The 14,451-nt window shown below is 70.7% G+C and carries 9 protein-coding genes; 6 read left to right on the forward strand and 3 right to left on the reverse strand.

All coding sequences use genetic code 11. From position 1 onward, the window contains the following. Window positions 1–143: 143 nt before the first annotated feature. From EER30_RS41765 to EER30_RS41775, 3 genes are all read right to left on the reverse strand, one after another. A complete protein-coding gene (locus tag EER30_RS41765; RefSeq protein WP_127507579.1) occupies window positions 144–431 on the reverse strand; it encodes a DUF1905 domain-containing protein in 288 nt (95 codons plus the stop codon). A 159-nt stretch (window positions 432–590) separates the two neighbouring features. After that, window positions 591–1,028 carry a CBS domain-containing protein gene (locus EER30_RS41770; RefSeq protein ID WP_127507581.1) on the reverse strand — a complete coding sequence of 146 codons (438 nt, stop codon included), beginning with the start codon at window positions 1,026–1,028 and terminating at the stop codon, window positions 591–593. A 103-nt stretch (window positions 1,029–1,131) separates the two neighbouring features. Next, window positions 1,132–1,686 (reverse strand): TetR/AcrR family transcriptional regulator, encoded by a 555-nt coding sequence (locus EER30_RS41775; RefSeq protein ID WP_127507583.1) that lies wholly within the window; start codon window positions 1,684–1,686, stop codon window positions 1,132–1,134. A gap of 81 nt (window positions 1,687–1,767) precedes the next feature. Here EER30_RS41775 and EER30_RS41780 point away from each other — a divergent pair, with 81 nt between their 5' ends. The 6 genes from EER30_RS41780 (at window position 1,768) to EER30_RS41805 (ending at window position 14,451) form a co-directional block, all read left to right on the forward strand. Continuing rightward, on the forward strand, window positions 1,768–3,948 hold the full coding sequence (locus tag EER30_RS41780) for a glycoside hydrolase family 3 C-terminal domain-containing protein (RefSeq protein ID WP_127507585.1): 2,181 nt from the start codon (window positions 1,768–1,770) through the stop codon (window positions 3,946–3,948). A 93-nt stretch (window positions 3,949–4,041) separates the two neighbouring features. Further along, a complete protein-coding gene (locus EER30_RS41785) occupies window positions 4,042–4,653 on the forward strand; it encodes a hypothetical protein (RefSeq protein ID WP_127507587.1) in 612 nt (203 codons plus the stop codon). Between the two features lie 14 nt (window positions 4,654–4,667). After that, the gene (locus EER30_RS41790) at window positions 4,668–5,492 is read left to right on the forward strand and encodes a DUF7019 family protein (protein ID WP_127507589.1); all 825 of its coding nucleotides are present in this window, start codon (window positions 4,668–4,670) and stop codon (window positions 5,490–5,492) included. 67 nt (window positions 5,493–5,559) lie between these two features. Continuing rightward, window positions 5,560–7,698, forward strand: a complete 2,139-nt coding sequence (locus tag EER30_RS41795; protein ID WP_127507591.1) for a S8 family serine peptidase — start codon at window positions 5,560–5,562, stop codon at window positions 7,696–7,698. A 34-nt stretch (window positions 7,699–7,732) separates the two neighbouring features. Then, window positions 7,733–11,152, forward strand: a complete 3,420-nt coding sequence (locus EER30_RS41800; RefSeq protein ID WP_127507593.1) for a DUF6603 domain-containing protein — start codon at window positions 7,733–7,735, stop codon at window positions 11,150–11,152. Beyond that, window positions 11,149–14,451 (forward strand): hypothetical protein, encoded by a 3,303-nt coding sequence (locus EER30_RS41805; protein WP_127507595.1) that lies wholly within the window; start codon window positions 11,149–11,151, stop codon window positions 14,449–14,451. The genes EER30_RS41800 and EER30_RS41805 overlap by 4 nt, the downstream gene beginning before the upstream one ends.

Consider the following 14,451-nt stretch of genomic DNA (forward strand, 5'->3'; position numbering starts at 1 on the left):
ACGTGCGCAGGGCGCATACTGGCGGTGACCTCGTCGGGGGTTTCGGTCGTGTGTGGTAACTCGATCCGAACCCACGACGAGGTTTTTACGTCGCTACGTCCCTCTTCCCGAGTGAGTTACGTACAGAACTTCTGATCAGGCGCTTAAGCGTTCACGGTGAGCCGTACGGTGACGGTGTCGCCCACGTCGAGGCCTTCACCACGCCGTACGGCTGTCTTGATCGGGACGATGTAGCGGCCGTCCTTGGGCCACAGCGATGTGGTCCAGTCGGTCGTCCCGATGCGCGCGGCCACCGGGATCATGCCCCAGCCGTAGCTGACCAGCGACGAGGCCGACTCGATGGCGGCGCACTCCTCGTCGGGCACGGTGACGAAGTGGAACGGCGCCGGGCCCCGCCAGAACCAGATCTCGCCGGTGAACGTGAGGTCCATTCCGACGACCCTAACGGCTAATGCCTACCTCGCTGATAGGACTGCTAGAAAGGCGAGGGCGGAATCACCACCCGGCCACGTCTGCACGACCTCGTACGCCACGTCGACGCGCTTCGCCTTCCGGTGGCCGCCCGCGGGCAGCTGACGACCGGGGCAGCGTCAGGCCCGTTCGCCGGTGATGTACTCCTCGAGGCTGGCCCGCTCGGTCTGCAGCTCGTCGATGCGGAACTTGACCACGTCGCCGATGCTGACCACGCCGCGCAAGGCCCCGTCCTCGATCACCGGGACGTGCCGGAACCGCCGCTCGGTCATCAGCCGCTCGACCTCGTCGAGAGCGGCCGTGCGCGCCACCGACCGCACCTCGGTCGTCTGGATCGCCGCCACCGGCTCGCTCAGCACGGCCGCCCCGCGCGTGGCCAGGGCCCGCACGATGTCGCGCTCACTCACGATGCCCTCGACTCGGGCGCCGTCGCGCGACACGATCACCGCGCCGATCTTGTGTTCGGCCAGGAGGGCGAGCAGTTCCGTCACGTCCGCCTCCGGCGGCACCGTCACCACTCGCTCGCCCTTGACCCGGAGAATGTCGCTGATCCGCATCGTCGTCTCTCCCGTCCCGCGATCTGCCAATGACAGCGCCCCGCGAGAGCGCCTCGCCGCGCCGCGGGGCATACAGCTACATGGCGTCATTCACGCCGTGATGTCAAGTGGAGTCACCAAATAGCCGCTCGGCTGCCGCTTCCCACTCGGCCACCAGATCGACCGTAGACGGATCGCGGAGCCACTGGAGCTGAAGTCCGTCCATGAGCGCGACGATCTGCCGCGCGAGCACTCCGGGTGCTGGAAAAGGAGCGGCCAGCGCCGTCAATTCGGCGACCGTACGCTCCTGACGCGCGCCGAACCACTCGTGCGCGGGGTGCTCGGGTGTGAGCGATTCGGCCTCGAGCACGGCGAACAGCCGTACGATCTCGGGTTGAAGGGCATTGCGCCGCACGACCGCGGCACAGGTCTCGCGCAGCGTGCCCGGCGCCTGCTCGGCGACCGAGCGCTTGTCCTCAAGATCGCGGTGGTCGAGCACGGCCAGCAGCAGACCGTCCTTGGACCCGACGTGGTGCAGCACGCCGGGCACGGTGAGCCCGCAGTCGTCGGCCACGTCTTGCATCGACAGACCCCAGAAGCCCCGCTCGGCGATCAGCCGGGTGGTGACCTCGACGATCTGCCGCCGGCGGTCGGCGACCGGCAGCCGGGAACGTGCCATTTCAGGGCTCCATGACTTGTCGGACGGCTGGCACGAGGCTAGCTTAGCTCTTACCTAGTAGGTACTAAGTAAGGATGGCGAGTGGAACTCAGCGACCAGGCCGCCCTCACCAGTGGCAGCGCCTTCTGGAAGACGACCGCGGCCGGCGACGTCCCCGCGATCACCCTCACCGACGGCCCCCACGGCGTGCGTCTGCAGAGCTCAGCGGCCGACATGCTGGCCGGCCGTCCCGCCACCTGCTTCCCGCCCGCGGTCGCCTCCGGCTCGACCTGGGACCCCGAACTGCTGCGCCGCATGGGCGAGGCGCTGGGTGACGAGTGCCGCGCGATGGACGTGCAGGTGCTGCTCGGCCCCGGCATCAACCTCAAGCGCACCCCGCTCGGCGGCCGCAACTTCGAATACTTCAGCGAGGACCCGATCCTGACCGGCGTGCTCGCCACCGAGTGGGTGCGCGGCCTGCAGAGCCGGGGCGTCGGCGCGTCCCTCAAGCACTTCGCGGTCAACAGCCAGGAGACCGACCGAATGACCATCAGCGCCGACGTCGACGAGCGCACGCTGCGCGAGCTCTACCTGCGCGCCTTCCAGCGGGTCGTCACCCAGGCCCAGCCGTGGACGATCATGTGCGCCTACAACAAGATCAACGGCGCGTACGCCTCGCAGGACCCGTGGCTGCTGACCGAGGTGCTGCGCGACGAGTGGGGCTTCGAGGGCCTCGTCGTCAGTGACTGGGGTGCGGTCGTCGACCGGGTTCTCGCGGTCGACGCGGGCCTCGACCTGGCCATGCCCGGCCCCGACGACACCGGCGATCTCGAGGTCGCGTCGGCCGTACGGGAGAATCGCCTGCCGGCCGAGGTGCTCGAGAGGGCTGTTGCCCGCGTACGCGACCTGGTCGCCAAGAGCCTGCGGAACAAGCAGACCGACGGGTACGACGCCGAGGCGCACCACACGCTGGCCCGCGACATCGCGGCCCGCGGCATCGTGCTGCTCAAGAACGACGACGACGTGCTCCCCCTGCGCGCCGGCCAGAGCCTCGCCGTCCTCGGTGAGTTCGCCCGCACCCCGCGCTACCAGGGCGGCGGCAGCTCCCAGATCACCCCGACCCGGCTCGACGACGCGCTCACGTCTCTGACCGCGACAACCGCGGCCCCCGTACGCTTCGCCCCCGGCTATCGCACCGACAGCGCCACGCCCGACGAGCCGCTGCTGGCCGAGGCCGCCGCCCTGGCCGCCGACAGCGACGTGGCCGTGGTCTTCGTCGGCCTCACCCACGAGACCGAAGGCGCCGACCGTACGCACCTCGACCTGCCGCTTTCTCACATCGAACTCATCGCGCGAGTTTCCGCGGCCAATCCCCGTACGGTCGTGGTGCTCTCGAACGGCGCGGTCGTGCGCACCTCGCCGTGGGACGCCTCGGTGCCCGCGCTCGTCGAGGCGTGGCTGCTCGGACAGGCGGGCGGCAGCGCGATCGCCGACGTGCTGTCCGGCCGCGTCAACCCGTCCGGCCGGCTCGCCGAGACAATCCCGCTGAAGCTGTCCGATCACCCGTCCTACCTGGACTTCCCCGGCGAGGGCGGGCACGTGCGCTACGGCGAGGGCCTGCACGTCGGCTACCGCGGCTTCGACGCCCGCGAACAGCCGGTCTCGTACCCGTTCGGCTTCGGCCTGTCCTACACCACCTTCTCGTACGGGCCGGCGACAGCGCTCGCCACGCCGGAGGGCGTCGAGATCACCGTCCCGGTCACCAACACCGGCTCCCGCGACGGGCGCGAGGTCGTCCAGGCGTACGTGCGCGTCCCCGATTCGCGCGTGCGGCGTGCCCCGCGCGAACTGAAGGCCTTCGCGAACGTCCTGATCCCGGCCGGTTCCACGTCGACGGTGAAGTTGTTCGTCTCCCGCGAAGACCTGGCCTACTGGGACACGCGCCTGGCCGGCTGGGTGGTCGAGGAGGCCCGCTACACGTTCGCGATCGGCGCGTCCTCCCGCGACCCGCGCACGACGGTTTTCGTCGAGGTGCCCGGCTCCCCCGGCTGGCGCTGGCCGCTGACCGCCTCCTCGACGGTCGCCGAGTGGCTGGCCGACCCGACCGGCGCCTCCCTGCTGCGCGAGGCGTTCGCCGTCGACAGCCCCCTGACGTCGATGGCCGGCGACGACGGCCCGTTCGAACTGCTCAGCGGCATGCCGCTGAACCGGCTGGGGACCTTCCCGGGCAGCCCGCTCACCCCGGAGACGGTCGCCAAGCTGGTCGAGCAGGCCAACGGCTGAGCGGCCGTCCACCCGTTTGGGGGATCCTCGTACCTTGGAAGGAGGTGCGACGCTTCGGCCGGGGCGAGGAGGCTGATCGAACTGACTACGGGGGTGAAGTTTCCTCTCGAGTCGAACTCGGCCGTTACACGGGCAGCTTTGAGACGGTGCGGCGTCTTCCTGGTCCTGCTGCTCGGCGCCTTCGTCGTCGGGCGCTTCCTTCCCCCGCAATCGTTTTTGATCGCCGTTCCGGCACTCATTCTGGTGGCGGCCATGACCACCCTGCAGAAGGCTGTCGAGGAATACCGCGAGCGGTTCTTCCTCGGTCTTGGCAACGGCGAGGTGAGTTTGTGGCGCGGGCGGACGAAATTCGCCGTTCTCGCCGCCGGCACCGTGACCATGACGGGGGTCGCCCGCGGTAACCGGATCTTCCTGTGGGCGACCGTGCCGAACAGTGTCACCGTCCTTCCGCTGGAGCAGTACCTGGGTGATCCGGACCGGCCGCAGGGTTCCATAAAGTGGTCGTACCGGAAGTCGCTGGTCTACAGCACCAATCCGGACTATGCCTCTCGCGCTGAACGGCAGGCCGTGCTGACCGACACGCGCCTGGACGTGTTCGTGGACTTTCCGATCGACGCGAGGATCGCGGTGGAAGCAGAGTCGAGTCTGCGAGAACACGCCGCCGGCAACCATCCACATACCTCGGACTCTTGGTGGACTCGATAACTGGGGTGAGACAGGTGCGCGAATTCCCGAGAAGCTTCGACTTCATCGGCAAACGGGTTGTCCGAGACATCTACGAACAGCTCGAGCGGACGCGGCCGAAATGGAAGCTCGACCTCGTGAACTTCACCCCGCCGGTCATACCTTTCGAATTCGGCGCGAGGCGCTCGGAGCCGACCGAGGCGAACATGTACTGGATCGCCCGCAAGGTGACCGAGGCGATCGCCGACCACACCGGCACCATCCTCGACCCGGGAACCTATGTGCGGGCCGAGATGCACTTTCGCTGGGCCGCGGTCTCCTTCGAACTGACCGGAGAGGAGATCGCCTGGCTCTACGGCACCGGTCAGACCGAGGAGGGCGAGGCCCACGTGATTCTGGTGGGATCGGTCGAGAATTTCGTCGGCTACGCCCCGAAGGGCGCGAACGAATGGCTCGGCTGGAAGCCGTCCTCCACTCCCGGCACCTCCCGCGCGATCCAATGGGCCTTGCAGAACTCGCGCGACCGGCAACGGCCGGCCCGTCCGGGCGGCGAGGTCGAATCGCTGGCCGGGACGAACGGCTCGGTTCTGCGATCGTGGGAGATCACCCCACCGTCGGGCTATTCGATCGACCCCCACGTTCTGCAGGAGGCGTTGTACCTCAGTCTGATCCTCAGCGAGCACGGCCACGTCGACGGCGCCAACCGCAAGGAGGTCCTGTTCCGGGTCGGGGAGTGCGGCGGCCCGTTCCGGACCTCTTCCGACAATCCCACGCTCGGCCGGGTCTATGTCGGGACGCCGCTCTGGGTCGCCGATCCCGTGCCGCGTCGCGACCGGCGCCTGATGTCCGACCGGTCCTGAGCCGGGCACGTCCGGCGCAGTCGCCAAGGTGACTGCGCCGCGCGCCGGCCTCTGACAGGGTTGCCGGGTGCGTTCGGAGAAGCTCGACCTGGGCGCGACGCTCGCCTACCAGGAATATCTGGATCGCCGCGACGACCTCGGACCACCCCCGGCGATCTCGGTCGTTCTGTCGTACGAGGGTGACCTCGACGCCGTGCGCGCCGCCGGATTCGATCTCGCCTGGTCCAATGCCGACCAGGCGGTCGGCACACTGCGCTGGGCCGACCTCGACGCTCTCACCGAGCTGCCGCAGGTGCTCCGGATCGCGACGGGACTGCCGCGCACGCCACGGCTCGACACGGCCGGGCCCGAGATCCGCGCCCGTGCGTCGACGGTCGCGAACATCGGCGTCGACGGCCTGTGGCATGTGGCCAAACCCAGCGGCGCGCTGACCGTGGGCGGCACGGGCGCCAGCGGCAAGGGCGTCATCGTCGGGATCATCGACACCGGGATCGACGTCTCCCACCCGGCGTTCTGTACGGCGCAGGTGCCGTACCGATCGCGGATCTTGAAGGTCTGGGACCAGGGCCTCACACCGGTGGCCGCGAACGGCGAGGCGAGCCCGATCGCGGGCCGCATGCTGTCCGGCCGCCGCTACGGCGTCGAGTTCGACACCGCGACCATCGAGACGCAGCTCAACGCGTCGACCTACCCGGCCCTGCCGTTCGACTTCCGGCACAAGGACTGCATCGGGCACGGCACCCACGTCGCGGCGATCGCGGCCGGCGGCAACCAGGTGGCCGGCGGATCGGACGCGTCGTTCGTCGGCGCGGCGCCCGAGGCGGACCTGATCATCGTCAAGATGCTCGACCTGCCCGACGTCATCACCGACAGCGCCGGGAACCAGGTGCCGGCCGACGTCCGGCTGCTCGACGCGGTGATCTACATCCTGCGGGAGGCGGCCGCGCAGGTGCCGCCCAAGCCGGTGGTGATCAACGCGAGTTTCGGCAGCGCGATCCAGCCGGGTGACGGGCTGAGCAACGAGGACCGGTTCCTCGACGAGACGTTCGACCCGGCGAGGCCCGCCGACGCCAGCCATTTCCCGTCGGGTGCCATCTTCGTCAAGTCCGCGGGCAATGACGGGGATCCGGCCCGCCGCGGGTTCGCCGTCGTCACCATCCCGGACTCGGGCGAGATCGTCGTGCCGTTCGAGCTGTTCGACGACCGCGGCCCCAACCTGTCCAAGCGGGTCAACTGCACGGCCAAACCGTTCGTGCCGTCGGGCGTGGCCGCGATCTGGTACCGCGAGGTCGCCGCGCCCGGCGACGTCAGCTTCGCCGCCCGGGTGCCCGGCGAGGCGGCGTTCTCGGCGCCGGTCTTCTCCGGCTCGCTGTCCAAGCTCTTCGACGGTGGCAAGCGCCGCGTCATGTTCCACGAGAGCCTGCGGGCCGACCGCCCGGTGCCGCCACCACCGGCGACCGTGCCGGTCACCCGCAACCGGATGGCCCTGGTGATCGAGCCCAAGGTGATGCCCGCACCGCTGCCGCCGCTGCACAAACCGGGCGTCTACGAGCTGCGGTTTGCCGGTCCGCCCGGCACCGAGCTCTACGCGATGTGCTCGATGCAGGGCTCGGCGTTCGGTCGTTTCGGCATGCGGATCGCCACCGCGTATCAGAACGGCGACCCCCTGCCCGCCCCGGAGATCGTCAACGGCAGCGCCACTCCGATCACGCTGATCGACGTGACGTCCCGCCACTCGATGGCCGACGGGGGCAGCCGCAACGTCATCTCCGTCGCCGCCTACGACGATCTGGACGCCAAGCTCGCCGCCTTCTCGTCGCGCGGCCCCCTGCGCGACTTCAGCGATCCGCCGCTGGGCCCGGTCGCCCCGAAACCCGATCTGGGCGGCCCCGGAGTGAAGATCAACGCCGCGCTGGCCCAGGACTCGGACAAGGGCATCGCCGCGATCCTCAGCGCCGGGTCGGTGGCCGGCAACCGGTTCACCGAGCTGCGGGGCACGAGCATGGCCGCCCCGATGATCGCCGGCACGGTCGCGCTGATGCTCGAGAAGAACCCGGCCCTGACGGTCGACCAGGTCCGCGCCGCACTCTCGACGGCCGCCGCCGCACGGGCCGGCGCCGACCCGGTGCCGGCCGATCCGGGTTACGCGGACGCCTACGGGGCGGGCCGCGTCGCCGCACTGGAAAGCCACACGAACACGCCGTAGCCCATACGAACACCCGTAGCCGACAGGAGCGGGCATGGCCGCTGACGAGATCATGATCGCGCGGGCCGCCGCCTGGCTGGCCCGCGCGCTGGGCGCCGGCGGGTCGTTCACCGCCGAGCTCGACACCGATGTCCTCGGGGTGCGGCTGCCCGAGGAGTTCGTCGCCGATCCGGCGGTGGTCGCGGCCGGCACGGCGCTGGGCGAGGCGGGCACCACGCTGATCGAGGCGGCCGACCGGCTGGACGCGGCGGCCGCCTCCGGTGACGGCGGGCAACTCCTGGTGGCGACGACGGAACTGCTCGCCGCGCTGGTGTCCCTGTTCGACACGGCGCGGCGGTTCGTCACCAGCATCGCCGCGCGCACCTCGGCGATCGTGGACGCGGATGCCCGTACGGCGGTGGAGGGTCTGCTCGGGGTTCTGGCCCGACGGATCGCGGACTATCTCGTCATCTCCACGCTCGAGGTCAGCCGGCCCCGTCTCACGTTCCTGCTGAAGCTGCTGGGCCTGATCGACTGGTCCGTGGTTCCCGAGGACCTCGCCGCTCCCTCGAGCGTCGGGCACATCCGCAAGGCGATCCGGCTGGACCGGCTGGGCGACCTGGTCAGCGATCCGGTCGCGCACTTCGCGAACGTGCACGGCTGGGGAACGGCGGCCTTCGACCCGGGCGAGATCTTCCTGCTGGTGGCCGGCTTCTACGACGACGAGGTGGCGATCGACGGCGGCCTGCTCGGCGCGGACGCCTTCCTCACCAAGGGACCGTTCACGTGGCGGCGCGACTCCTCGGCCAACCCGCCGGGTCTGCGGCTCGACGTGGACGCCGAGCTCCGGCAGGCGGTCGAGGGCCGGGTCGAGGTCAACGAGTCGTGGGGCACGACCCTGACCGGGGCCGTAACCGCCTCCGGTGGCCTCACCGCCGGGCTCACCCCGCCGTTCCGGATCACCGTGGAACCGAAGGCAGCCGAGGTTGCCGGCAAATTGAGCATCACGGTCAACCGCAACGAGCGGGCGCGGCCGTTCACGATCGTCGGCGGGAACGGGCTGATCGAGCTGACCGCCGACGACGTGTCGATCGGGGCCGAACTGGAGGTCGGGGCGAGCACCACCGGCGTGGTCGAGGTGCAGCCCCGGGTCTTCTCCGACCTGAGCGGGCTCACCCTGACCCTGGGTCAGGAGGGCGCCGACGGCTTCATCGCGTCGCTGCTGGCCGGGCTGAACCTCACCGGGCGCTTCGACCTCGGCCTCGAGTGGCGGGGCGACGACGGGCTGGTGGTCAGGGCGGCCGGCGGCCTCGAGACCGCGATCGGCATGCACCAGAGCCTCGGCCCGATCAGTTTCGAGACGCTCTACCTGATCCTGCGGCTCACCGACGACGGGCAGCTCACCCTGGAGGTGTCGACTGCGCTCAGCGGCACGCTCGGCCCGTTCGCCGCCGCGGTCGACCGGATCGGCGCCCTGCTGACGTTGTCGTTCAGCGACGACGACGGCGACTCCCAGGCCCGGTACGGGATGCTCGACGCGGCCCTGGCGTTCAAGCCGCCCAACGGCGTCGGGCTCTCCCTCGACCTGGAGATCCTGCGCGGCGGTGGCTACCTGTTCATCGACGCCGACCGGGGCGAGTACGCCGGCGCGGTCGAACTCGTCTTCGCGCAGTTCCTGGCCCTGAGCGCGATCGGCCTGATCACGACCCGGATGCCGGACGGCGGCGACGGCTTCTCGCTGCTGGTCATCGTGACCGCCGAGTTCGGTACGCCGCTGCAGCTCGGCTTCGGCTTCACGCTCAACGCCGTCGGCGGCCTGGTCGGGATCAACCGCTCGGCCCGCCTGGAAGAACTCGCGGCCGGGGTGCGCGACGGCTCGATCGAGAGCGTGATGTTCCCGGCCGACGTCGTCGCGAACGCGCCCCGGATCATCAGCGACCTGCGCCGGTTCTTCCCGCCCGAGGAGGGCACCTTCCTCATCGGGCTGATGGCGAAGCTCGGCTGGGGCGCGCCGACCCTGGTCACCGCGTCACTCGGGGTGATCATCGAGATCCCGCCGGGCACCGTCGCCGTCCTAGGGGTCTTGAAGGTCGTGCTGCCCGACGAGGACGCCGCCCTGCTCGTCCTGCAGGTCAACTTCATCGGCGCGTACGAGCCCGACCGTGAACGCATCTGGTTCTTCGCGAGCCTGTACGAGTCGCGGATCCTGTTCATCACGCTCGGCGGCGAGATGGGGCTGCTCATCGCGTGGGGTGCGGACGCCGACTTCGTCGTGAGCATCGGCGGCTTCCATCCCTCGTTCCACCCGCCGCCGCTGCCGTTCCCGGCGCCCCGGCGCGTCAACGTCAGCATCCTCGACGAGCCGTTGGCCCGGGTGCGGGTCGAGGGCTACTTCGCGGTCACCTCCAACACGGTCCAGTTCGGGGCGAGCGCGGAGGTCTTCTTCGGGCTGGACGACTTCAAGCTCGAGGGGCACCTCGGCTTCGACGCCCTGTTCCGATTCTCGCCGTTCTACTTCACGATCAGCTTCTCGGCGTCGCTGTCGGTCAAGGTGTTCGGCGTCGGGCTGTTCAGCGTCCGCATCCGCGGCGAGCTGGAGGGGACGTCACCCTGGTACATCGAGGGCGAGGGCTCGATCTCGCTGCTGTTCTGGGACATCGACGTGCCGTTCAGCCACCGCTGGGGCGAGGACGCCGACACCATCGTCGCGGCCGTGGCCGTGCTGCCCCTCGTACGGGAGGAGGCCCTCAAACCGCAGAACTGGACCGCGCTGCCACCGTCGGGCACCCCGATCCCGGTGTCGCTGCGGCAGATCGACGCGGCCGCCGGGATCGTGCTGCACCCGTCCGGATCGCTGCGGGTCGCGCAGCGGGCGGTGCCGCTCGACCTGCACCTCGACACGGTCGGCAACCAGCCGGTGGCCGACGTCGACCGGGTGACGATCACCGTCACCGACCCGGCGCTGGTCCGGTTGGACGACGCCGACGAGTCGTTCGCCACCGCCCAGTTCCAGGCGCTGACCGACGCGCAGAAACTGGCCTCGCCCGCCTTCGAGAACCAGGCCGCCGGGGTGGTGATGGGCGTCGACGGCGCCGCCCTGACCACCTCGCACGCCGTCAAACGGCCGGTGCTGCACGAGCTCGTCGTCATCGACTCGAACTTCAAGGAACACCTGGCCCGCTTCTTCCACGTCGGGCTGGAGTTCTTCACCCATCTGCTGCGGGGCAACAGCACCGCCCGCTCGGTGCAGTCCCGGGCCACGGCGCGGGCGCTCGACCCGTTCGCCAGCCGGATCACGGTCGGCGCGGGCACATACGTCGTCGCCGACCTGCGCGACAACTCGCCGCTCTCGGCCGACGCGGTGTTCACCAGCAAGGCCCGGGCTGACGACTTCCGGCGCGCCGAGATCACCCGCGACCCCGCGCTGAGCGACCGCATCCACGTCCTGCGGGGCACCGAGGTGAGGCAGCCGTGACCACACCGACCGGCACGTACACCTTCCTGCCGTGGCTGCGCCGCGGTGTCGCCAACCGCATCGAGACGGGCGCCGGTGATCCGGCCGTGCGGCTGCGCGCCGGGTTCGACGTCGAGCTCACCGTGGCCGGCGACGGGCTGGACGGTTCGGCGCCCGCGCTCATCGCGCCGCAGCACGTCTCGCTCTACGGGCCCGGCGACATCACCGGCCTCGACGCGGCCGCGATCTCGCGTCTCGAACCACCGGACTGGACCACCAACTTCGAGGCCAACCATCTGGTGGCGATCGAGTTCTACGAGGAGGACCTGCCCTGGCGCTACACCCCGGCCGCCCCGGACGGCCGGCGACTGCTGCCCTGGATGGCGCTGATCGTGCTGGCCGAGCCGGAGTTCAAGGACCTGGGCCGGGCCGCCGGGCAACCGCTGGGCGCGATCGAACTGCTCGCCGACCCGACCGAGGTCGCGAGCCCGCCGGACGAGCTGTGGGCGTGGGCGCACGTGCACCTCAACGCCGAACTCGCCCCCGACGTGGTATCGACCGACACGGCCGGGCTCGCGGACCTGCTGGCCGGCGACCCTGATCTGGCCGCGTCCCGGCTGTTGTGCCCGCGCAAGCTCGCCCCGGCCACCGCCTATCACGCCTTCCTGGTGCCGGCGTTCGAGAGTGGACGGCTGGCCGGGCTGGGCCTCGACCCGGAGCCGATCATGACGGATCCGGCCACCGGGCTGACCGCGACGTCGCCGGCCTGGGACCTGACCTATCCCGGACGACCGGCGCCGGCCGCATTGCCGTTCTACCATCGCTGGTACTTCCGGACCGGGACCCGCGGCGACTTCGAGGACCTGGTCCGGGTGCTGCAGCCCCGGGTGGTCGACAGCCTGGTCGGCACCCGCGACCTCGACGTGAGCGACCCGGCGCCGGGCGTCGGCGGCATCGCCGGCCCGGACGGCGACGGCGTGCTGCGGCTGGGCGGGGCCCTGCGGGCGCCGCGGGCCACGATGGCGCCGGACGAGCTGGCCGAGGCGGAACGCTTCGAGGCCTGGGCCGAACCGTATCCGCACCCCTTCCAGCAGCAGCTGGCCGCGTTCCTCAACCTGTCCGAGGCCTACGCGCGCGACGGCGTGACCGCCCACGACGCACCGGACGTGCCGGACGCGGCCACCGGCGACGACCCAGTGGTCGTCCCGCCTATCTACGGCCGCTGGCCGGCCCTGACCGAGCGGCTGCTCACCGAGGCCGACGGCACGCCGCGCGACGACCGGGAGAACTGGCTGCACGAGCTGAACCTGGATCCGCGCTGGCGGGTCGCCGCGGGGTTCGGCACCGACGTGGTGCGCACCCGCCAGGAGGAGCTGATGGCGGCCGCGTGGGCGCAGATCGGAGCGGTGCTGGAGGCCAACGACCGGATCCGGCAGGCGCAGCTCGCCCTGCGCACGTCCCTCACCTGGCACGCCCAGCTCGCCGGTGGGGCCGGTGCGGTCGTCACGCTGACCGCGCCGCTGCACCGCCGCGTGGTCGACGCGGGCCTCAACGTCCTCTACCGCGTACGGGAGAGCCCGGTCCGCGCGGCCACCGTGTCGACCACGATGCGACGGTTGGTCCGCCCGACCGGCCGGCTCACGACCGGGCTCGGGCTCGACCCGGTGCGTCCGCTCGGTGAGGTGGTCGACCGGGTCAACGAGGGCGAGCTGCACACCGCCCCGCCCAAGGCGGAGCCCGCCGAGCTGCCCTCCCCCGGCGATCTGGCCGACGCGATCGAGCCGACCGGCCGGTGGGCGCGCCTGTTCCGGTGGCTGCGGCGCGTCCCGTGGCCGGTGCTGGTCCTCGCCGTCGCGGTCGTCGCAGGCCTGATCGTCCTGGCCGTCACCGGCAGCCCCACGGCCGCCCTGGTCGCCGCGATCGTGGCCGCGATCGTCGCTCTCGTGCTGGTGCCGCTGTGGCTGCGTCTGCTGCGGCGAAGTCCCGAGGTCGACATCGTGCGGCCGGAGAACCAGACGGCCGGGGCGGTCGACGCGTTGCCGGGCCACGACGGCTTCACCCTGCGGACCCCGGTCTCGGTCACGGCTGGACCGCCCGGTTCGACGGCGGTGCCGCGCGGTGACGACAACCCGGTCGCGGTCCGGTTCAAGGACGCGCTGCGCGACGTCTACCGGCTGGCCCCGGCCGGCGCCGAGGTGGGCACGGCCGCCGAGCCCGTACGGCTGGCTCTGGACGACGTGGCTGCCGGTGTGCTGTCGACCGTCGACCCCGTGACGACCGTACCGGCAGCGGTGTTCGACGGTGTGACGCTGCCTCCGCGCGTCGTGGCCGAGATCGGTGAGCGGTTCGTCGAGGCGATGGCCTACCCGGAGTTCGACACCGCCATGTACGAACCCCTGCTCGACGTCTCCGACCAGGCCTTCGTACCCGGGCTGGACCGGGTCGAGCCGAACAGCGTGACGCTGCTGGAGACCGATCAGCGGTTCATCGAGGCGTACCTGGCCGGACTGAACCACGAGTTCGCGCGCGAGCTGCTCTGGCGCGAATACCCGACCGACCAGCGCGGCAGCTACTTCCGGCAGTTCTGGGACGTACGCACCCAGCTGCGAGCCGACGCGGGCACACCGGAGGCCCGGGAGGCGCTCAAGGACATCCCGCCGCTGCACCTGTGGCCACGACTGTCCGGCCTCGGTGAGCACGACAACCGCGAGGCCGGCCGGGCGAACGAGGAGGAGCTCGTCCTGGTCATCCGCGGTGAGCTGCTCAAGAAGTACCCGAACGCGATCATCTCGGCCCAGCCGGCGAGGTGGCAGCCGATCAGCGACACCGATCCGAGCCCGGACAAGGCGAAGGAGCGGCGGCTGGACGAGTCGAAGCCGGTCCTCACCCCGCTCTACGAGGCCCGCGTACGCCCGGACATCTTCCTGTTCGGCTTCGACCTCACGGCCCTCACGGCCCGCGGCGACGACACGGTCGACGACCAGCCGGGCTGGTTCTTCCGGATCGAGGAGGTGCCCGGCGACGCCCGCTTCGGCTTCGACACGTCGCGCACCGGCGTGATCAACGTCTACAACGACCTGATCTGGGACGACATCGTGCCCGGCGGAACCGACGGCGACCACGTCACGGTGGCCGGCATCCCGCCGATCACGCTGATCGAACCGGCCGGGGACGTCGAGGAGAAGCACGAACAGTGGGAGAACGACCGCCACGTGCCCTTGAACAGCTCGGCCAGCGCGGCTGAGCTCGCCTACGTGGCGTTGCAGGTGCCGGTGCTCATGGCCGTGCACGCCGCCGAGCTGCTACCGGATCAGGGTTGA

It is taken from the genome of Actinoplanes solisilvae (genome assembly GCF_003999975.1).
GTDB lineage: Bacteria > Actinomycetota > Actinomycetes > Mycobacteriales > Micromonosporaceae > Actinoplanes > Actinoplanes solisilvae.